Origin of the sequence: Psychrobacter submarinus, assembly GCF_904846685.1 — a bacterium.
Lineage (GTDB): Bacteria > Pseudomonadota > Gammaproteobacteria > Pseudomonadales > Moraxellaceae > Psychrobacter > Psychrobacter submarinus.
The window spans coordinates 509,219-528,894 of record NZ_CAJHBQ010000001.1 but is presented as its reverse complement, the minus strand read 5'-3'; the positions used below and the strand labels follow the sequence as shown (position 1 = coordinate 528,894).

16 protein-coding genes are annotated in these 19,676 nt (G+C 45.4%); 11 read left to right on the top strand and 5 right to left on the bottom strand.

The features are described from left to right. The first annotated feature begins 51 nt into the window (after positions 1 to 51). Together JMY03_RS02375 and JMY03_RS02370 are read left to right on the top strand one after the other, a co-directional pair. Positions 52 to 489 (top strand): YeeE/YedE family protein, encoded by a 438-nt coding sequence (locus tag JMY03_RS02375; protein ID WP_201600717.1) that lies wholly within the window; start codon positions 52 to 54, stop codon positions 487 to 489. 56 nt (positions 490 to 545) lie between these two features. Beyond that, entirely contained in the window at positions 546 to 965 is a 420-nt protein-coding gene (locus tag JMY03_RS02370) for a DUF6691 family protein (RefSeq protein WP_201600715.1), read from the top strand. A 310-nt stretch (positions 966 to 1,275) separates the two neighbouring features. Here the strand turns inward: JMY03_RS02370 and JMY03_RS02365 are convergent, their stop codons facing one another. Continuing rightward, on the bottom strand, positions 1,276 to 2,940 hold the full coding sequence (locus JMY03_RS02365) for an AMP-binding protein (RefSeq protein WP_201600712.1): 1,665 nt from the start codon (positions 2,938 to 2,940) through the stop codon (positions 1,276 to 1,278). A gap of 328 nt (positions 2,941 to 3,268) precedes the next feature. Between JMY03_RS02365 and JMY03_RS02360 the strand changes: the two genes are divergently transcribed. Continuing rightward, positions 3,269 to 5,425: an NADPH-dependent 2,4-dienoyl-CoA reductase gene (locus JMY03_RS02360; protein WP_227675461.1), complete on the top strand. Its 2,157-nt coding sequence runs from the start codon at positions 3,269 to 3,271 to the stop codon at positions 5,423 to 5,425. 96 nt (positions 5,426 to 5,521) lie between these two features. On the opposite strand, the gene JMY03_RS02355 is transcribed toward JMY03_RS02360, so the two are convergent. Then, positions 5,522 to 6,469, bottom strand: a complete 948-nt coding sequence (locus JMY03_RS02355; RefSeq protein WP_192995826.1) for a hypothetical protein — start codon at positions 6,467 to 6,469, stop codon at positions 5,522 to 5,524. Between the two features lie 677 nt (positions 6,470 to 7,146). Here JMY03_RS02355 and JMY03_RS02350 point away from each other — a divergent pair. After that, positions 7,147 to 7,398 carry a hypothetical protein gene (locus JMY03_RS02350; protein ID WP_227675460.1) on the top strand — a complete coding sequence of 84 codons (252 nt, stop codon included), beginning with the start codon at positions 7,147 to 7,149 and terminating at the stop codon, positions 7,396 to 7,398. 47 nt (positions 7,399 to 7,445) lie between these two features. On the opposite strand, the gene JMY03_RS02345 is transcribed toward JMY03_RS02350, so the two are convergent. Together JMY03_RS02345 and JMY03_RS02340 are read right to left on the bottom strand one after the other, a co-directional pair. After that, the gene (locus tag JMY03_RS02345; protein WP_201600709.1) at positions 7,446 to 8,465 is read right to left on the bottom strand and encodes a lipoate--protein ligase; all 1,020 of its coding nucleotides are present in this window, start codon (positions 8,463 to 8,465) and stop codon (positions 7,446 to 7,448) included. A gap of 259 nt (positions 8,466 to 8,724) precedes the next feature. Then, the gene (locus tag JMY03_RS02340) at positions 8,725 to 9,138 is read right to left on the bottom strand and encodes a hypothetical protein (protein WP_201600706.1); all 414 of its coding nucleotides are present in this window, start codon (positions 9,136 to 9,138) and stop codon (positions 8,725 to 8,727) included. A 605-nt stretch (positions 9,139 to 9,743) separates the two neighbouring features. Between JMY03_RS02340 and JMY03_RS02335 the strand changes: the two genes are divergently transcribed. Next, the gene (locus JMY03_RS02335; RefSeq protein ID WP_201559624.1) at positions 9,744 to 10,673 is read left to right on the top strand and encodes a DMT family transporter; all 930 of its coding nucleotides are present in this window, start codon (positions 9,744 to 9,746) and stop codon (positions 10,671 to 10,673) included. Between the two features lie 241 nt (positions 10,674 to 10,914). Further along, positions 10,915 to 12,024, top strand: a complete 1,110-nt coding sequence (gene nemA, locus JMY03_RS02330; RefSeq protein ID WP_201600703.1) for an alkene reductase — start codon at positions 10,915 to 10,917, stop codon at positions 12,022 to 12,024. Positions 12,025 to 12,176: 152 nt separating this feature from the next. On the opposite strand, the gene JMY03_RS02325 is transcribed toward nemA, so the two are convergent. Next, positions 12,177 to 13,487: a BaiN/RdsA family NAD(P)/FAD-dependent oxidoreductase gene (locus JMY03_RS02325; protein ID WP_201600700.1), complete on the bottom strand. Its 1,311-nt coding sequence runs from the start codon at positions 13,485 to 13,487 to the stop codon at positions 12,177 to 12,179. A 484-nt stretch (positions 13,488 to 13,971) separates the two neighbouring features. Between JMY03_RS02325 and JMY03_RS02320 the strand changes: the two genes are divergently transcribed. From JMY03_RS02320 to JMY03_RS02300, 5 genes are all read left to right on the top strand, one after another. After that, the gene (locus JMY03_RS02320; protein ID WP_201600698.1) at positions 13,972 to 14,850 is read left to right on the top strand and encodes a branched-chain amino acid ABC transporter permease; all 879 of its coding nucleotides are present in this window, start codon (positions 13,972 to 13,974) and stop codon (positions 14,848 to 14,850) included. A gap of 71 nt (positions 14,851 to 14,921) precedes the next feature. After that, a complete protein-coding gene (locus JMY03_RS02315) occupies positions 14,922 to 16,019 on the top strand; it encodes a branched-chain amino acid ABC transporter permease (RefSeq protein WP_201600696.1) in 1,098 nt (365 codons plus the stop codon). Next, entirely contained in the window at positions 16,016 to 16,783 is a 768-nt protein-coding gene (locus JMY03_RS02310; RefSeq protein ID WP_201600694.1) for an ABC transporter ATP-binding protein, read from the top strand. The genes JMY03_RS02315 and JMY03_RS02310 overlap by 4 nt, the downstream gene beginning before the upstream one ends. Next, positions 16,783 to 17,625, top strand: a complete 843-nt coding sequence (locus JMY03_RS02305; protein ID WP_265089589.1) for an ABC transporter ATP-binding protein — start codon at positions 16,783 to 16,785, stop codon at positions 17,623 to 17,625. Before JMY03_RS02310 ends, JMY03_RS02305 begins: the two co-directional genes overlap by 1 nt. 5 nt (positions 17,626 to 17,630) lie before the next feature. After that, complete coding sequence (locus JMY03_RS02300) at positions 17,631 to 19,535, top strand: AMP-dependent synthetase/ligase (protein ID WP_227675459.1); 1,905 nt, start codon at positions 17,631 to 17,633, stop codon at positions 19,533 to 19,535. Positions 19,536 to 19,676: the final 141 nt, after the last annotated feature.

The following is a 19,676-nucleotide window of genomic DNA, read 5'->3' as shown; positions in this document are numbered from 1 at the left end:
TTAATATATAATGTTTTTATATAAAACAAAGTAGCTTTTGGATCTCTCATTATGGGTATACAAATAGATTGGCAAGTTTTCACGCCTATTTCATTGGTAGGCGGCCTCATATTAGGCGTAGCGACGGTTATCTTACTCTTAGGTATTGGCCGTATAGCCGGTATCAGCGGTATTACTTCAAGCCTGCTACAGCCAAAGCGCGTCGAGATGTGGCAAGTACTGTTTATTGCAGGTTTAGTTCTCTCGCCTTTACTCTATAGTGTGTTCAGACCGCTACCTGATATAGAGGTTACGACCTCTTTACCGCTGCTGATTGCAGCAGGGTTGTTAGTCGGCTTTGGTACGCGCTTAGGCTCAGGTTGCACGAGTGGTCACGGCATCTGCGGTAATGCGCGCTTGTCGCCGCGCTCGATGGTAGCCACAGCGACTTTTATGGCGTTTGGCATCATCACCGTGTTTATCGGCCGGCAAGTATTGGGCTTGATTTAAATGGCTGTTATGGCTAGAGGTTTTGAGAAAAAGAAAATAAATAGTGAGAATGAACTATGCTAAAAAATATCATCGGCTTACTTACAGGCCTGCTGTTTGGCTTAGGACTGCTGATATCGGGTATGACCGATCCGGTTAAGGTGCAAGGGTTTTTAGACGTCTTTGGCGCGTGGGATATCTCACTGGCCTTAGTGATGGGCGGCGGCCTTGCTGTCGCTATCGTTGGGGTGCAATGGGCTCGGCGGCAGCGGGGCAGCTGGGTAGGCGATGAGATTGAGATGCCGACCAAAACTAAGGTTACTAGCAAGCTTGTCATCGGCGCGATGCTGTTTGGTATCGGTTGGGGCCTTGTCGGTATCTGCCCTGGGCCCGGTGTCGTACTATTAGGCACGGGCCAATGGCAGGCTTATGTGTTTATTCCTGCGATGCTAGTTGGGATGCTGGTATTTCAATGGCTTGAGCCAAAGATGAATTGATAGTTGCGCTTGGTAATATCGCAATCTGTTGATAGTAAAAAGCTCAGCCTAAGACAATTAGGGCGTGTCCCTAATTCAAGCGTTTATGACTAAATGGGCTAAAAATGGCTAAATCTTTGGCAAACGGTGTCAAATAGTTGGCCAATATCTTGATATTACCTGCGCTATTTTCCTTGTTTGCCTGCGATTTATCTCATTTTTATCACCATTTTTAAAATAGGGACACGCCCTAGGCTGAGCTTTATTATTTAGTGTTAATAAGTACTTATCACTAATAAATACTTAGCATCAATAAGTATTCTGCATAGCGCTACTCGGAGCTAGCCGTGACTTTTGGTGTCTCATGGGCTAATGACTTGGCCGCTTGACGTAGCTCAAACTTTTGTATTTTACCGGTACTGGTCTTAGGTATTTCAGCAAAGATAATGTACTTGGGTACTTTAAAGCCTGCCAAATGCTGCTTGCAGTGTGCCATGACAGTGTCGCGCTGTAAGGTGCTGCCCTCGTGAATCTCGATAAAGGCAACGGGTACTTCGCCCCACTTGTCGTGAGGGGCGGCAACGACAGCGCAGCTTTGCACGGCAGGTAGTTTGTATAAGACGTTTTCGACCTCGATACTTGAGATATTCTCGCCGCCTGAGATGATGATGTCTTTTAGCCTATCCATAATTTTGATATAGCCATCAGGGTATTTGACCCCCAAGTCACCGGTGCGAAACCAGCCATCTTTTAGCGCTTCATCAGTGGCTTTACGGCTTTTTAGATAGCCTTTCATCACCATGTTACCGCGCAGCGCCAGCTCGCCCATATCCTCGCCATTGGCTTCAACCGGATCCGTCGTGCCTTGTTTAAAGACCTCAAAGCCTGTCATTAAGTGTGAAACCACGCCTTGACGCGATTTTTTTTGCGCGCGTTCAGCGACGTCCATGTCTTGCCATTCGGGCTGCTCAGCGCAGACGGTGACGGGTCCATAGACTTCGGTCAAGCCATAAACATGGGTGATATCAAAATCCATCGCCTCCATTGCCGTCAGCATCGTCTCTGATGGCGGCGCGCCAGCGACCCAGCCTTTGACCTTATGATCAATCGCGTCTTTGTACTCTTGTTTACCGCCCGCTATCATATTATGCACCACAGGCGCCGCGCAGTAATGAGTGACCTTGTGCTTAGCGATTAATTGCAAAATCAGCTCGGCATCAATCTGGCGTAAGCAGACATTGACGCCTGCGCGCTCGGCGATCGTCCACGGGAAGCACCAGCCATTACAATGAAATAGCGGCAGTGTCCACAAGTAGGTCGGATGCTTAGGCATATCCCAATCTAGAATATTGGATACGGCGTTTAGCGTCGCGCCGCGATGATGGTAGACCACGCCTTTTGGCTTACCAGTCGTGCCAGAAGTATAGTTGAGCGCGATAGCTTCCCATTCATCCTCAGGTTTTTCCCAATTATCCAAATCATCTGAGCTGGCAATCAATTCCTCGTAAGTCATTTTGCCAAAATCTTCTACCTCAATGGCTGCATCTGTGGCATGAATGACGATCAGATTAGGAAAAGTCTCGTCGATAATCTCCGCCAAATCCGCAAATTCGCTATCCATAATCAGCACTTTGGCCTCAGAATGCTGCACGCAAAAGGTTAAGGCATTGATATCGAGCCGAGTATTCAATGTACAAAGCACACCGCCCGACATCGGCACCCCAAAAGCAGCCTCAACCATAGCAGGGGTATTAGGCAGCATGACGGCTACGGTGTCGTTTTTATCGATACCCAGTTTGCGCAGGCCATCTGATAACTGACGACAGCGATCATAAGTCTGTTGCCAGCTCTGGGTGAGGTTGTTGTGCGTCAGATCGTCGTAGATAATAGCGGTTTTGTCAGGGTAGACCTGCGCGCTACGGATGATGAAGTCGATAGGAGTGAGCGGTTGGTGATTGGCAGGCGTTTTGCCAAGACCGGTATGAAAGTCTGTCATTAGGATAGTCCTTTATCTTATTTCGGGTTTTACTATAATTTAAATACACTTTGATGATGGTTTTGCTTTACCAATTCAGCAAATATTTCAATTAAAAGCGTATCCATTATAGCCAAAGACAGCGCAAAAGTCGGTTGGATTTGTAAGAGTCGTTTAAGAGAAACGCTGAATAGAGTTGAATAGAAATGATAAATAGCTTGTGTTCACTCATCAGTCGTTTGTCTGCATAGCTGACGACAAAGCGGTTGTGTTACGATAGCAGCCATATAAGGTTTAGCTATTTTGCACTATGAACCCCTCATCAACCTGAATTTACAAGGATCGTCACATGAGCGCTAGCAGCACTGAGAATCGCAAAGCCAGCAGCAATAACACCATCAATACTGCTCAAAGCAATGAGCACTACCCGCATCTTTTTGAGCCGCTAGACTTAGGCTTTACCACGCTCAAAAACCGCTTAGTCATGGGCTCTATGCATACCGGTTTAGAAGATCGCTTTTACAATTATGGCAAGCTTGCTGCTTATTTTGCAGAGCGTGCCAAAGGCGGCGCGGCGATGATGATCACAGGTGGTATCTCGCCTAACCGCGAAGGCTGGCTGCTCCCTGCTGGCGGTACCATGAATACTAAAATGGACGTTATCAACCATCAACGCGTCACCCGCGCCGTACACAAATACGATAGCAAAATCATCATGCAAATCTTGCATAGTGGTCGCTATGGCTACCATCCGTTTATCGTCTCCTCAAGCCCAATCAAATCACCGATTACCCCGTTTAAACCGCGCAAAATGACTATCAAAAATATTGAGCAGACGGTCGAGGACTACGCACGCTCTGCCAAACTGGCCAAGCAAGCGGGTTATGATGGCGTTGAGATCATGGGCTCTGAGGGCTACTTACTCAATCAGTTTTTATCACGCCATGTCAATCAGCGTAGTGATCAATACGGCGGCGATATCAATGGCCGGATGAAGTTTGCCGTCGATGTGGTCAAAGCCGTACGCAAAGCCGTTGGCGAAGACTTTATCATTCTGTTCCGTTTGTCAGTGATTGACTTGGTCAAAGACGGCAATGTTATGGACGAGGTCATCACAGTCGCCAAAGCGCTAGAAGAAGCGGGCGTGACCATTATGAATACTGGCATTGGCTGGCATGAAGCACGCGTCCCGACGATTGTCACCAGCGTACCGCGCGCCGCTTTTGTCGACTTCACTGCTGAGATCAAAAAGCATATCAGTATCCCGATGATGGCGGCCAACCGTATCAATATGCCGGATACGGCAGAGGATATCGTCGCCAGTGGTCAAGCGGATATGATTCAGATGGCGCGTCCGTTCTTAGCCGATGCGCACTGGGTTAATAAAGCCAAAAACGGTCAAGCCGATCGCATCAATACCTGTATCGCCTGTAACCAAGCCTGTCTTGATCATACTTTTGAGAATAAACGCTCGACTTGCCTTGTTAATCCGCAAGCCTGCTACGAGACTGAGCTGGTCTACAAAAAAACCAAAAATCCACAAAAAGTCGCAATCGTCGGTGGCGGCGTCGCTGGTATGTCAGCGGCTCATGTCGCAGCCTTACGTGGTCATGAGGTCACGCTATTTGAAGCGCGCGATATCTTAGGCGGTCAGTTTAACTATGCCAAAGTCATCCCAGGTAAAGAAGAGTTCTTTGAGACCATTCGCTACTATATCAATGAGCTTGAGCACTTAGGCGTTGAGATTAAACTCAATACCAAAGTCGATAAAGCGATGCTTGAAGATGGTAAATTCCAGCATGTGGTTGTCGCCACAGGCGTGGTGCCAAGAAGCCTTGAAGGCAAGTTAGAAGGCGCGGATCTACCGCAAGTGATCAGCTACGCAGAATTACTCTCTGGTGAAAAATCAGTCGGCGAGACGGTGGCAGTCATCGGCGCTGGCGGTATAGGCTTTGATGTCAGCGAATATCTAACCGCACGTCATGGTCAGCCTTTAGATGAGCTCGGCCCTGAGACCTTAAAAGACCCAAGCTACCGCCCTGAGCCGCAGTCTATTAGCGAGTGGCGCGAGGAGTGGGGCGTCACTGACGATACTAACTATCAAAGCGATGGCGGTTTAATCCGTCCTGAAGGCATCAAGCCGATTCGCCAAGTGTATCTGATGCAGCGCACCAAAGGCCGCTTAGGCGCAGGCCTCAATAAAACCTCAGGCTGGGTACATCGTGCGCATATCAAGTCGCACGGCGTCATTCAAGTGGCAGGCGTTCAGTACGACAAAATCACCAACGAGGGCATTTGGGTCACCAATCCGCAAGGCCAAAGCCAGCTGCTTCGTGTCGATAGCGTTGTCGTCTGTGCCGGTCAAGAGTCGGTCGTAGAGCTGATGCCAAACGTTGGTGATGCGCCAGACGCGCAGTATCATTTGATTGGCGGTGCAAAGCTCGCCGCTGAACTAGATGCCAAACGCGCCATTCGTGATGGGGCAGAGGTTGCTGCGAGTATTTAAGGGTTTAATTCTTCATATTTTATAGATAATAAGAGCTAAACGTAATGTTCAGCTTTTATTATCATATTAGTATTAGCAAAGAATCAATACGATATACTATCTAGGACCGCAAGTTCTAATACCCTGAGTATCTGGAGTGCTAATAGTCAATGCAGTAAACTTATCATCTCCATCAAAAAATACCGTAACGGAATTTCTCTTTTGGTCTGAGTTTGGACTATCAGCTTTAACTTCATTAGTGCTTGTAAACTGGTTCTGGAATTTATTATCAGAATCTAAAACGCGGAAACTGAGGACTAAAAAATTATTGTTTTTAAAGTCCGAACCATAGTAAACCATGTCATCTACATGTAATGAATTGTTATCGTCTATATAAAGCTCTCTATTAGTTTTGGGCCCACCATTAAGGGTAATAAGATCTCTGGGAGTAGCGTAATCAATACATTCTACATTTAGAGGTTCATCCACGTATTTACTTAGAATGTTACCTATGTTGTTTGCGAAGTAGCTAGGATTACTGAAAGCAACAGGGCAAGAATAGCTAATACTACCAAAATCATTGTTGGCCTTTTCACTTATAGTGATGATTTCTGAACGCAAATCTTCATCATAACTGATAGAAGAGAGAGAATATTTTGATTCCTCTGGGGGAGTAATTAGAAAAGCATCGTGATTTAGAACGTCCTCTTTGAGAATTTGAATACTACCTTTATCGTTATTATTGTATAAAGTGTCACCATTGATTTTTATTCCAGATGCGTCAATAGTCAAAGTCCTGTTTATCGTTTTAGTCTCTCCAAGTGCTACAAACTGTTCGCAAGTAAGACTGTAACTACCAGCGTAACCTCTATTTAGAGCATCCCCTAATATGTTTGAAGTAAAAGAAGGGTTTGGAACTGGATCGGGGTTTGGATCAGGGTTCGGATTTGTTATTTCAGGTGGTATACTGTCTGAAACATTAGTATTTGAAGAATCACTATCTGATCCACAACCAACTAGTGATGCTGCTAAAGCTATCACTAAAAAATTAACCTTTAAATTCATAATTCCATACTCGATAAATGTTTTGCATTTTATAAGAGTAATATACTACGCTATAGATTTTTGTAAAGCAATGTTTTTATATTCTATCTACGCACTAATATATCTTACAGCCCAAAACTACACCGTCAAAGTACCCGCGCATATCACAGTGCAGTCCTCTGTATCGATTGTTCATATCTCTTAATAATAGCAGCGTATTGCCATTATGAGACTTTGGCTACAAACGAAGCTCAGTACTTGCATCTTGTAGACCATTTCTTATGACCCAATGGCTCTATATCCATGCCGCTTTACTCTCTGCAACCTCACACGTATGTGCATTGGTAAAAATGAGCACACACTCAATAAATGAAAGTTTAGCTTTATTAGTGATACTATAAATGGATAAAGCAAGCGTAGGTTGGGCTTTTAGCCCCGCTCTATTTATGGAATACAAACGAACTTATAATCATCAAACTATATCAGCCTACCATAGAGCAACATAGCTTTAGTTGGTTTGTCTCGTTGATTCGCTTAAATAAAAGCTCAGCCCAAATTCTAAGCTCACTACCTAAAAATCCACCTCCCAAAATTTCACATCCATGTTAAATTAAACCCTGTCAACGTTACTCAATCGCCCTCATCAACCACGCCATAAAAAAGGATTTTATAATGGTAGTGTTAAAGACTCTATTTAAATGGATTATTTTACCTATTGTAGCGCTACTGATTATTATCAGTTTAGGCTTGGTCGTGACTGGCAATGCCTATATTACGCGATGCTTGGACACTTAGGACAGCGGGTGCTCGTGCTCCCTGAAGAGAATGCGATTATCGTGAGACTCGGCAAACAAAAAGGCTTGCCGACGCCAATAGAGGGTTTTCATCTAGAGCCTGATTTGGGTCAGTATGTGACTGAAGTGAAGATGATTTTGGATGGCTTAGAATAAAAATAAAAGCGGTTGTAAGCCTATATTGGGTTTACAACCGCAATCCGTTACCCTTCCATCTCGCTAAGCAACCATGCAGATACGTCATCAATTTGCGCTGCCAAATCAGGATGCGCTTTGGCTAACTCAGCAAGCTTGGCTCTTACTTCATGTCTATCATATTTAATACCTGTCAAAGTCTCTTTTAATAGGTCAATCAATTCAACATTCAAAGCATCAGAGAAAACAACCACCTCTTTAATGACAGCTTGTTGAACGTCCATATGTAAATCAATAATGCCCCAATCAAAGCGGGTTTCTATATGATGGCTGAACTGCGGCGTCTTACCAAAGCGCCAATCCCAATCTGCCATTTGCTGATAGTATTTATTCAAGTTAGGTTGCTTGGCGAGACTGGCTTCATCCAACTCTTCTACTGGCGCGGTGTCGCCATAATCAGTGTCATGATAGTACTCACGAAACGCCTCGATAAGAGCCGCAGATAGTACTTCGTGATTAATGTCTTCACTAAACTCAACTAGGTTGGCAACGCGAGAACGCACTGATTTAATGCCTTTGGCTTGCAGCTTGAGCGGATGAGGATTGAGATAATCGCCGAGTTTTTGCATATTAGCGTTCACGAGCAATGTGCCATGATGAAAGCTACGGTCAGATGCATGCTTAAAGGCGCTGCCTGATATTTTCTTATCGCCGACTTGCATGTCATTACGTCCGGACTGCTCAGCATCGATACCGAGTTTTTTTAGCGCATTGACGATAATAGTGAAGTTAGCATCTTGGTCGTAGTCGGACTTGGGTGACAAAAAGGTAAAGTTGGTATTGCCCAAATCATGAAACACCGCGCCGCCGCCACTCTGTCGCCGCGCCAAAAACACCTCGTCTGCTTCCATCTTATCGATTTTGCATTCTACCCATGGATTTTGTGAGCGGCCAATGACCACGGTCTCGCTATTGCGCCATAGGAAAAGCGTGTGCGAGTCGGGGTTGAGGGTGTTAAATATCCAGTCTTCGGTGGCGAGGTTAAACCACGGGTTGGTGACGGCAGATTTTAGGATGCGTAGTTTCATGATGGATCCTTTTTCAAATCGTTTTTATAGGGGAGTGCTACAAATAGATACTGATATTTTTAATGATACAGAGCTGGAGTTCAATGAGTGTGGTAGGGAGTAGGAAAGGTTATTTGTAGTTTTAGAAGAGTAAAGAGTGTTAATGGGATAATTAGAGTTGGGCTGATAAAGGTAACCCATTAGTTCTTGGTTATACTCATCATAAAGCTGAGTAAAATACTCAGCTTTGGTACATCTTAACCTTCAGAAGCATTCAGCGCTACTCAGCACAAATTTCCCACTGCGATTTGGTACTAAGATAACAATGCATCACCGTTTTGCCAGACTGCGCATAGGCATCACTGACGATACGCTGATTGCTTGGCAAACGATATCTGATAATGGCTGGCTCATCATTGACGGTGGTCGTCCATCCAGTGATTTCATTACGGTCATTGTAGTTTGCTTGATTAGATGTGGCCATTTTGCCAAGTCCTGGCAGGTTATAAGAGACCTGCCTAAAGCTATAACTCATCGCTGCACCTTCAGCGCCCTCATACTGACAGTTTAGCTTTTTGTGTAATTTTTCTTGTTTATAAACGTAGCAGGTGGTCTCATCTGAGAACTGACCAACCCCGCAAAATCCTGCCGTTGCAACTGACATAGCACTGATGCATAAAGCTATCCTTTTCATAATCATTCCTCAATAATTTATAAATCTTACTAATCATATTTGTCATCTATTTTTGTATCGCCAGATACGAGCCAATACCTCTTAGATAGTAAAAAATTAGCAAACAAATATCAATTATTATATTTTTAAGGAAAACTCCTACTGATTAGATGGTATTGGTTGTACTTTGATATTATTAAGATTATCTATCAATGAGTCTTATTGTTAGAAAGCTTCGATATCAAGATAGGTTCTATTCTTATACATACTGATGAGGGTAATGACTCAAGAGTGACTTTGGAGTTTGCCAGTATATAAATAATAAAGCGCTAAAATAAGCTAAAGTAGACAAATTTTAGGGTAGCAGCGTCTGCTGGTTTTTCGCTCGATAAAGTATTTTACCCAATTATCTAAGATATAGAAAAGCTAGACATCGTGAAATGGCTTTAAGTAAGACAGGTTAATCCATAAGAGTGCGCGATAACACCTATAAAAAGCGATATACAATGTGGTTATAGATTTACCATCATAGTGCCTTATTAGCACGTTAGCCTCCACCACATATCAGACGGTTATGACCGACACGAGTTGGCAAATGCAGTCTAAGCACTTAATAGGATTACCTAATGACCAACCGTGACCTCATCATCTTTGTGACCCTCTCTTTCATGTGGTCACTTTCTTTTGTGTTTTATCGGATCGGCGTGCCTGAGTTTGGTTCGTTGGCATTTGCCAGTTTGCGGGTGATTTTTGCAGGATTGGTCATGCTCGTCTTTGTACTGCTAAAAAAGAAAAACAGAGACGGTATCAAACAGCACTGGAAAATGCTGTCGCTGGTTGGTTTATTCTCCGCCGCATTGCCATTTGTATTGTTCTCTTTTTCTGCGCAGTCAGTGAATGCAGGCGTACTCGCCGTACTAAACGCTTCCGTACCGATGATGAGCGGCTTTATCGCTCGCGTCTTCTTTAAAGACAGACTGTCCAAAAAACAAGCGCTTGGATTGGTGATTGGGGTAGTTGGGGTGATTATATTGATGAGCGAAAACTTATTTGGTGGCGGGGAGCAGGGTAAAGGCTTGATTGAAGGGCTATTACCGATGGGCTACGCGCTATTCGCTTGTGTGGGTTACGCGCTTGGCGCAAACATCACCAAAAATTATCTGTTTAATGTCTCCCCTGTTGCGATCACGGCAGGCTCACTCATCATCGGTAGCCTTATCATGCTGCCGGTGGCTTTTACAGAGTTTCCTTATGGCAAAGCGATCAGCATAAAGGCATGGGTTTCGGTGATTTGTATTGGTGTGTTTTCAACCGCCATTGCCCTTATTTTTATGAATCAGTTGATCAAAAATATTGGGCCAACGCGTGCCACGAGTATCACGTTAGTCATTCCAATTTTTGCGATTATTTTGGGCTATCTATTGCTTGGCGAGGCGCTAAATATACAAGCCATCATTGGTTCGATTGTGATATTGATCGGCACGTATTTGTCACTAGAGCTGTCAATTAAGAAAATGCTAAAGCCAAAAGACAAGACGCAGACGAACAGTATTTAAGGCTTAGTAAACAGTCTTCGTAGTAAATAAATACGAATATTTGTATGGGTGAATATTACTGTATCTGTTTGTAAATATTGCTTGGAATAAGGAAATCTGTCCCCTATAAAGGTAGGCGCTGAACGTAGATTTACTAATGATATTATAAGTTTTTCTAAACAGCATGCGATGATAATTAGTATGATTGATGGTTGCTATAACTAAAGATCATAAATAGCAACAATAACCAATAGGACAGATTATGGCACACGATAGTTTATTTGAACCTGTCAAAATGGGCAGCCAAACACTCAAAAACCGTATCATTATGGCACCTCTGACCCGTCTGCGCGCAGTCGAGCCAGGCGATGTCCCTATCACATGGGCAGCAGAGTACTACTCGCAGCGTGCAGGGGCGGGCCTTGTCATCACTGAAGCGACGCAGGTATCGTTTCAAGCAAAAGGCTATGCAGGCGCACCAGGGCTACATACTCAAGATCAAGTCACTGCATGGAAAGCCATCGTTGACAATGTCCATGCCAAAGGTGGCAAGATTGTCGTCCAGCTATGGCACACAGGACTTGTCTCACACGAAAGCGTACAACCTGAGCGCCGTGCGCCAATTTCAGCCTCAGATGTCGATGTAGGTATCCGTACCTCATTGCGTGATAGTGACAACCAAGCCATCCGCGTCGATGCCACGCCGCCGCGCCCAGCCACGCTAGACGAAATCAAGCAAGTCATTGCTGATTTTGCTCAAGCAACCAAAAACGCTCAAGAAGCTGGCTTTGATGGGGTAGAGGTTCATGGGGCCCATGGTTACTTGCTACATCAGTTCTGGGCCGAGCATACCAATCAGCGTGATGATGAGTACGGTGGCAGCCGCGAAAACCGCGCGCGTCTAACCTTAGATGTTATCGATGCATGTGTGGATGCTTGGGATGCAGATCATATTGGTATTCGTATCTCGCCACTGGGCACATTCAACAATGTTGAGGGAGGCTACGAAGAAGACGATAACATTTGGCTGATTGAGCAAATCAATAAGCGTGGTCTAATGTATTTGCATCTGTCAGAGCCAGATTGGGCAGGTGGTACGCCTTATAGCGATGAGTTCCGTCAGCGTGTCCGTGATGCGTTCGATCAGACCATCATCGCGGCGGGTGGCTACGATGCCGATAAAGCAGAAAAAAATATCAAGGCAGGTTATATCGATGCGGTAGCATTCGGTCGTGACTATATTGCCAACCCTGATCTCGCTGAGCGTATCCAAAAAGGCGCACCGCTCAATGAGCAGCATCCAGAGTCTTTCTATGGTGGCAGCACGGTTGGCTACACTGATTATCCTTATTTGGAACAAAAGCAGGCTTAGTCCGTAACCTTTAACTTAGCATAAACTATTGTAGGGGGTTAAAAACCCAGCCTACGCAAAAACTTTAAATAGTATCATTCACAAGATACAAAAGCCTCGATAGCTTCATGTTGTCGAGGCTTTTTACTGTTTGTTATTTATAAAATACTCTTCTATACCACCTCGCCGCAAACAAAGCCGCTGGCCCAAGCCCACTGAAAGTTATAACCACCAAGCCAGCCGGTAACATCGAGCACTTCACCGATGAAGTATAGTCCTTCTTGCAATTTACTCTCCATTGTTTTTGATGATACCTCGTCAGTATCAATGCCGCCGCGCGTGACCTCAGCGGTGCGATAGCCCTCAGTGCCAGAGGGTTTAAGCTGCCAGCCATTGATCGCTTGACCTATCTGAGTCAAACGCTCGTCTTTGATATTTGCAAGCTCAATCTCTTTGACGTCTTCCCATAACATAGTTTGTAATGCTACTAGTAATTTTTTGGGCAAAGCGTTGTCAGTATTTTCGCTTAGCACCGTGCGAATAAGCTGCTTTGGATGCTGTTTTTTATGAGTGAGTAATAGCTCAGTAATATCAAAGTCAGGGAGCAAATTAATCTCGATAGTCTCACCCGTGTGCCAGTAGTTCGAAAGCTGGAGCATAGCAGGGCCAGACAGGCCGCGATGAGTAAAGAGTAGCGGTAGCTTAAACGAAATGCGCGTGTTACTGGCCACCACAGGCAAGCTAATACCCGATAGCGCTCGCAGCAGCTCACCTGTCTTATCGGTAAAGGTAAAAGGCACAAGGCTTGCATCAATTGGTGTCAGCGTATGCCCAAATTGCTGCGCCAGCTCGTAACCTAAGCCGCTTGCGCCCATTGTCGGGATAGAGAGTCCGCCCGTTGCGATAACCAAAGACTGGCAATGATAAGTGGTTTTAGGGAGTTTTGGCTCACTGCTGGCTTCTTTAAGCTCTTTTTTGCTCAGCTGTTTACTGGTAAGTAATTGAAAGCGTTTTTCGTTTTCATTTTGATGAGCGGTAACCGCATTAACTTGGGTGTTGAGGCGAACTTGCACTCCGGTGGCGGCACATTCAGCAAGTAACATCGTCACGATATCTTGCGCAGAATTATCACAAAATAACTGGCCATGCTCACGCTCATGATAAGCAATCTTATGCTGCTCTACCATCCCGATAAACTCCCAACTCGGATAACGGCTCAGCGCTGATTTAGCAAAATGCTCGTTAGCACCGATAAAGTGCTCAGGCTCAACAAAGTAATTGGTAAAGTTGCAGCGTCCGCCGCCTGACATCAGGATTTTTTTGCCCGCCTTATTGGCGTGATCAAGCACGAGTACGCGCCGGCCTCGGCGGCCTGCGGTCAGCGCGCAATAGAGTCCTGACGCACCTGCACCGATGATAATGACATCGAAATGACCTTTATTAGATAACTTAACTGCTGACGCTGGGTTTTGCCGTTGACTCATGATGACTACTTAAAATGGGGCGAATAGATAAAAATTATGGGCTAAATTATAGCATGCTAGCCGTTTAAAAATTCAAAAGCTACGCTATGGTGACATCATACAGAACGTTTTAAGCTACGTGTTTTAAGCTATGCGTTTTTAAGCAGAGTTTCCGTATTGCACTCATTATGACGCTCGTGGATCGCATCAATATGTACCAAAATTTTATTCGTCTTTGTGTGCTGCTTATAAACAAATGACTAGCCTTGGTAAATGAGTGTATATTTTTTGTAGACAGGGATAATGAGTTGCTATAAAGTAAAAATGTAGCATGATTTATTAGTACCGCTTTTTTGTATATGTATCTTGTTTATTATTAACTTATTTTATGGTTTGAACCTAAATAAACATTGTTCTTTAAAAGCAGTCTGATTATAGAGTCGGTTCAGCTAACGACTTCTTTAAACATTGCAATGGATAGCAATGCTAAGACAAAAGGGAATTTATGGATATCCTACAACTGCTCATTAGCGGGATTGCTAATGGTTGTATCTACGGGCTTTTAGCGCTGGGTTTTGTACTCATTTACAAAGCCTCTGAAGCCGTAAACTTTGCTCAAGGCGATATGCTGATGCTCGGTGCTTTTTTGGGCATCGCCTTTATCAATACCGATGAAGCAAACCTTCCTTTTTTATTAGGTATTACTTTTGCCGCCATTATTATGGGGATATTCGGCTATCTACTAGATCGATTTGTGCTTCGTGGCATCTTCGGTCAGCCGCAATTCGCCATGGTCATTTTGACCATCTCGATCGGCTTTTTGATCCGCTTTGGCGCCGGTGTGGTATGGGGACACAACCCCGTTTCACTGCAAACGCCGTTTTCGGGCAAGATGCTGGCGCTTGGCACGCTAAGTATCGCTTATGTTGATATCATTATCATCGTATCTACCATCGCTTTAACCTCTATTTTGTATTTTTTCTTCGCCCATACGCGCCTCGGCATTGCGATGCAAGCGAGCAGCCAAAACCAGATGGCCGCTTACTATATGGGCATCCCGGTCAAGCGCGTTAACGGTATCGTTTGGGCCTTATCCGGTGTGGTTGCGGCTCTTGCCGGTATATTATTTGCGGCAAAAGGGGCGATTGAGCCCTCGGTTGGCTTACTCTTTGGCATCAAGGCATTCGCCGCGGCGGTGATTGGCGGTTTAGGCTCTTTGCCAGGCGCGCTGGCAGGGGGCTTGCTCGTAGGGGTGATAGAGCCTTTTGCAGGTCGCTACTTACCACTAGGTCTGAGTCAAATTGCACCTTATGTCGTTATGCTTATTGTATTAATCGTACGTCCAGGCGGTATTTTCTCGCAAGTGAAAGAGAAAAAGGTATAGAGGTTTTAATACTATTTCAATACTAGGATAGTTAAGCTTTCTGTAAACCATTTCAAGGATGAGAATTGTCAATGAAAGCCCAGTTTAAACACAGCTACGATCAAGATATCAATATCTTTGAGGACAAGCGCCAGCTTATAAAGTATGGTCTGCTGCTCTTGCTTCTTATCATTGCGCCTTTACTGCTTAGTAACTACTACATAAGCGAGCTGAGTGCCATATTTATCTGGTCCATCACGGGTCTTGGGCTGATGCTGCTAACCGGGCATACCGGACAGGTCAGCTTAGGTCATGCCGCCTTTATGGCGATAGGCGCCTTTAGTCACATGGCGCTGATGATCCGCGGTTGGAACTTCTTTCCTGCGCTGATTGCTTGCGCTTTGATCTCAGGTGTTATTGGGGCCATCATTGCCAGACCTATACTGCGCACTAGTGGTATTTATTTGGCAATCGCAACACTGGCGTTAAGTATTATCGTCGAAGACATTGCGATCGTTGCTGAGCCCATCACTGGCGGCATCTCAGGCACCTTTGCTTCTCCTATCAATATCTTTGGGCTGACCATCGATCGTTATATCACGCCAAAAGCCTTTTATTACTTATGTCTGGCGTTAGTGGTACTGATTACCCTTGGCTATATCAACTTGCTCAGAAGCGGTACGGGCCGCTCGTTTTTGGCGATTAGAGACAGCGAAGTCTCCGCTCGCGCTCTTGGCGTCAACGTAGCGCAGGCCAAAACCTTAGCTTTTAGCTTATCGTGCGCGATTACCGCTATTGGCGGCGCTATGTATGGGCATTTTGTGCAAGCGGTCAACTATGAGAGCTTCACCGTTATCATCTCCATCACCATCTTATTGCAGATTGTCATTGGCGGTTTGGGCTCTATTCATGGCGCGTTTTTTGGTGCGGTCGTTGTTGTCTTACTACCTCAATTGATTGCGATTTTAGGCGACGCCATTGCTCAAAGCACCGGCGCCAATATTGCTAGTATTGCTGGAGTAGATACGGCGCTTTTCGCTTTAGTCATCGTCATTATGATCATCTATGAGCCGCGCGGTATATATGGAATGTGGATCAAAATACGTACTTGGTTTGAGATGTTTCCACTATACCGAAAAGGGCTGTTTCGCCGCTCCAAAACTTATCTAAAAACGGAGCGTATGCGATGAGCTTATTGCAAGTGGACGCCTTGTCTATCGCGTTTGGCGGGGTAAAAGCCGTTGATAACGTCAGCTTTGAGGTCAATGAAGGCGAGATATTCACTATCGTTGGGCCTAATGGCGCGGGTAAATCGACTATTTTCAACTTAATCAGCCGCTTATATGAGCCACTTAATGGTCGCATTGTCTTTGATGGTAAAGATATTACGCGTCTGCCGGCTCACGATATTGCCAAACTAGGTATCGCCCGTACTTTTCAGAATATTGAATTGTTTGATCATTCAAGCGTGCTACAAAATTTGCTTATCGGTCGGCACTCACAGCGCGATACCAATTGGATACAAGATTTGTTGTTTTTGCCAAAAGTACGTCGTAGCGAGCGCGAGCATCGTTTGCAAGTCGAAAAAATTATCGACTTTTTGGAGTTGGCGCCTTATAGAGACAAGCTCATTGCCGGTCTGCCTTATGGTATTCGAAAAGTTGTCGAGATTGCACGCGCCTTAGCCGCTAATCCAAAGCTTATTTTACTCGATGAGCCGGCATCAGGCCTTAGTGTTGAGGAGACCTCAGAGATGGCATGGTGGATTGAAGATATGCAAAAAGATCTGGGCTTAACTATCTTAATGGTGGAGCACGACATGAGTCTCGTCAATCGGGTATCAAACCGCGTGTTGGCCGTCGCTGAGGGTAAGTTTTTGGCGCAAGGTAGCGCCGCCGAGGTGCAAGCCGATCCACAAGTTATTGAGGCCTATCTGGGTCAGGAGGGCGCGTGATGTCAACAGTCAAAAAACCGCTATCCTCTGCAGCGCCTGCGACCGATATGAACCTAGTCGACTCAGAAGTTGCAAACAACGTGTTAGAGGTGCGCAACTTAGAATCCGCTTATGGTCCTGTAATGGCGTTACGCGGCGTAAGCTTAGAGGTGCCAAAAGGCAAAGTGGTTACTATTTTAGGTGCAAACGGGGCGGGTAAAACCACTTTGATGAAGACCATCTCTGGCGTCATTAATCCTCGTAAAGGCGCGGTTTGGTTCCACAGTGAGCGTATCGATGGCACCGAGCCGGATCGACTAGTCAAAAAGGGTCTCGCGCACGTACCAGAAGGCCGCGAAGTTTTTCCCTTCTTAAGCGTCGCTGAAAACTTAGCGATGGGCGCTTATACTCGCCGCGACAAGGCTGAGATACAGCGCGATGTCGAGATGATCTATGAGTATTTTCCTATTCTAAAAGAGCGCCGCGACCAAGCCGCTGGCACCATGTCTGGCGGTCAGCAGCAGATGCTGGCGATTGGACGCGGGCTGATGTCACGCCCTTCATTGATGCTGCTAGACGAGCCCTCGCTTGGACTGTCGCCGCTACTGGTACAAGAGATCTTTACTATCATCCGCAGACTCAATAAAGAGCAAGGGGTGACGATTTTACTTGTTGAGCAAAATGCGCGAGTGGCTCTTGCAGCAGCGGACTACGGTTATGTACTCGAGACTGGGCGCATCGTCATGGCAGGCTCAGCGGACAAGCTGATGCTCTCTGATGATATTAAAGAGTTCTACTTAGGACAAACCAAAGACAACACTGCGCCGGCCACTCGCTGGACACGCAAAAAGACTTGGCGATAATGATCATGACGACCTCCATCGATACTGTAACGGATACTTTAACGAATGATTCACCGGCTTCTACTGGTACTCGCCGCACGATAAATAATGCCCCTTATGATCATGCGCCGCAGCTCTTAGAGGGCTGTGATACCTTGACCAAGCTTTGGCGACAGATGTGCTTAGATCGAGGCGACAAAATCGCTCATCGCGAAAAGGCGTTTGGTATCTGGCAAAGCTACAGCTGGACGGATTATTATCAGCGCAGCTGTGATATTGGTATGGCACTTGCCGAGCTTGGTCTGAATAAAGGCGACACCGTCTCTATCTTAAGTGAAGACAATAAAGAGTGGCTCTATTGCGATCTAGGAGTTTGCGCCGTCGGCGGCATACCTAACGGCGTCTATACGACAGACAGTCCAGAGCAGCTTGCTTATATACTCAGCGACAGCCGCTCTAAGTTTTTGATTGTCGAAAACGATGAGCAGCTGCATAAGTTTTTGCAGATACGTGAACAGGTACCTAATGTCAAAAAGGTGATTGTCTTTGACGATAAAGGCCTACGTAGTCTAAAAGACGAGCAGGTGATGTTCTTAGACGAACTATATCTACTCGGTCAAAGTGTGGAATATGCTTTGGAGCGCTTTAGCGATTATATTGATCAAAGCACGCCTAACGATGTCCGTACCCTAATCTATACCTCAGGTACCACAGGCGACCCAAAAGGGGCCATATTGACCCATGCTAATGTGCTGTTTGGGCTCAGAAACAGTATCGAGGTGCTCACTATCTTACCTAGCGATGAGCAGCTGTGCTTTTTACCGCTTTGTCATGTACTAGAGCGTCTAACGTCAGTGGATCTGCCTATTCATCGCGGCTGTATCGTCAATTTTGCCGAGAGTACCGAGACGGTCTTTGAAAATATGAAAGAAGTCTCGCCGAATACCTTTACAGCTGTGCCTAGGCTGTGGGAGAAGATGTATGCTGTTATCGCTAATATGCGCAGCGACGCCAGCGCCTTTAACGGCTGGGCATTTGATAAAGCCATAAAAGCAGGCTATGACTATGCCGACGTGATTATGGCAGGCAACACACCTACGACCGCCCAAAAACTGCGCTATGAGTTTTGGGACAAGCTAGTACTACGTAAGCTGCGCGACCTTATCGGCATGACCAATATCCGCCGCGCGGCAACTGGGGCTGCGCCAATATCGTTAGATATTATCCGCTGGTTTCACGCTATAGGCGTACCTATCTACGAAGGTTACGGTATGACCGAAAGCTCGGGAGTCATATCGATAAACACCCCGGATGCAAACCGAGCGGGTAGCGTCGGTAAGATATTGCCAAACTCCGAGGTACGTATCGCTGATAATGGTGAAATACTTGTCAAAGGCGGTAATGTCTTTGCAGGGTATTGGAATAAACCTGAAAAGACAGCAGAGGACTTACGCGATGGCTGGCTACATACTGGCGATGTTGGCGAATTAAAAGACGGCTATCTATTTATCACCGGCCGTATCAAAGACATTATCATCACCGCCGGCGGTAAAAATGTCACCCCAGCTGCGATAGAGAGTAAGCTTAAATTCTCCTCCTATATCTCAGATGCCATTATCATCGGCGATAGGCGCAAATATCTGAGCTGCTTGATTATGATTGATCAAGAAAATGTCGAAAAATTCGCTCAAGACAATCAAGTGATGTTCTCAGACTTTCGCTCCTTATGTCATGCGCCAGAAGTCATCGCTTTGATCGATGAGGTCATACAGTCTGTCAATGAAAGCCTAGCGCAGGTCGAGAAGATCAAACGCTTTCGACTCATTGATGTACTCTTAAATCCCGAAGATGAGGAGCTTACCGCGACGATGAAACTAAAAAGGAGTTTAGTTGAGAAAAAGCACCATACGCTTATCGACTCTATGTACTGATTTGAATGTTTCTAGTTCAGAGCAGCTTGGTTGATAACAGTAATAATGGAAATAACATTAATAACAGTATCGAGTCTAGTGCAAGTGTAGAGAGTAAGGGAAAGCTTGAGAGTACAAAGAGTAGTAACTGCATCAAACTAA

What these genes read in the sequence shown, in the direction of transcription:
- JMY03_RS02375 (WP_201600717.1), top strand. Translation starts at nt 52, where the DNA reads ATGGGTATACAAATAGATTGGCAAGTTTTCACGCCTATTTCATTGGTA.
- JMY03_RS02370 (WP_201600715.1), top strand. Translation starts at nt 546, where the DNA reads ATGCTAAAAAATATCATCGGCTTACTTACAGGCCTGCTGTTTGGCTTA.
- JMY03_RS02365 (WP_201600712.1), bottom strand. Translation starts at nt 2,940, where the DNA reads ATGACAGACTTTCATACCGGTCTTGGCAAAACGCCTGCCAATCACCAA.
- JMY03_RS02360 (WP_227675461.1), top strand. Translation starts at nt 3,269, where the DNA reads ATGAGCGCTAGCAGCACTGAGAATCGCAAAGCCAGCAGCAATAACACC.
- JMY03_RS02355 (WP_192995826.1), bottom strand. Translation starts at nt 6,469, where the DNA reads ATGAATTTAAAGGTTAATTTTTTAGTGATAGCTTTAGCAGCATCACTA.
- JMY03_RS02350 (WP_227675460.1), top strand. Translation starts at nt 7,147, where the DNA reads ATGGATTATTTTACCTATTGTAGCGCTACTGATTATTATCAGTTTAGG.
- JMY03_RS02345 (WP_201600709.1), bottom strand. Translation starts at nt 8,465, where the DNA reads ATGAAACTACGCATCCTAAAATCTGCCGTCACCAACCCGTGGTTTAAC.
- JMY03_RS02340 (WP_201600706.1), bottom strand. Translation starts at nt 9,138, where the DNA reads ATGAAAAGGATAGCTTTATGCATCAGTGCTATGTCAGTTGCAACGGCA.
- JMY03_RS02335 (WP_201559624.1), top strand. Translation starts at nt 9,744, where the DNA reads ATGACCAACCGTGACCTCATCATCTTTGTGACCCTCTCTTTCATGTGG.
- nemA (WP_201600703.1), top strand. Translation starts at nt 10,915, where the DNA reads ATGGCACACGATAGTTTATTTGAACCTGTCAAAATGGGCAGCCAAACA.
- JMY03_RS02325 (WP_201600700.1), bottom strand. Translation starts at nt 13,487, where the DNA reads ATGAGTCAACGGCAAAACCCAGCGTCAGCAGTTAAGTTATCTAATAAA.
- JMY03_RS02320 (WP_201600698.1), top strand. Translation starts at nt 13,972, where the DNA reads ATGGATATCCTACAACTGCTCATTAGCGGGATTGCTAATGGTTGTATC.
- JMY03_RS02315 (WP_201600696.1), top strand. Translation starts at nt 14,922, where the DNA reads ATGAAAGCCCAGTTTAAACACAGCTACGATCAAGATATCAATATCTTT.
- JMY03_RS02310 (WP_201600694.1), top strand. Translation starts at nt 16,016, where the DNA reads ATGAGCTTATTGCAAGTGGACGCCTTGTCTATCGCGTTTGGCGGGGTA.
- JMY03_RS02305 (WP_265089589.1), top strand. Translation starts at nt 16,783, where the DNA reads ATGTCAACAGTCAAAAAACCGCTATCCTCTGCAGCGCCTGCGACCGAT.
- JMY03_RS02300 (WP_227675459.1), top strand. Translation starts at nt 17,631, where the DNA reads ATGACGACCTCCATCGATACTGTAACGGATACTTTAACGAATGATTCA.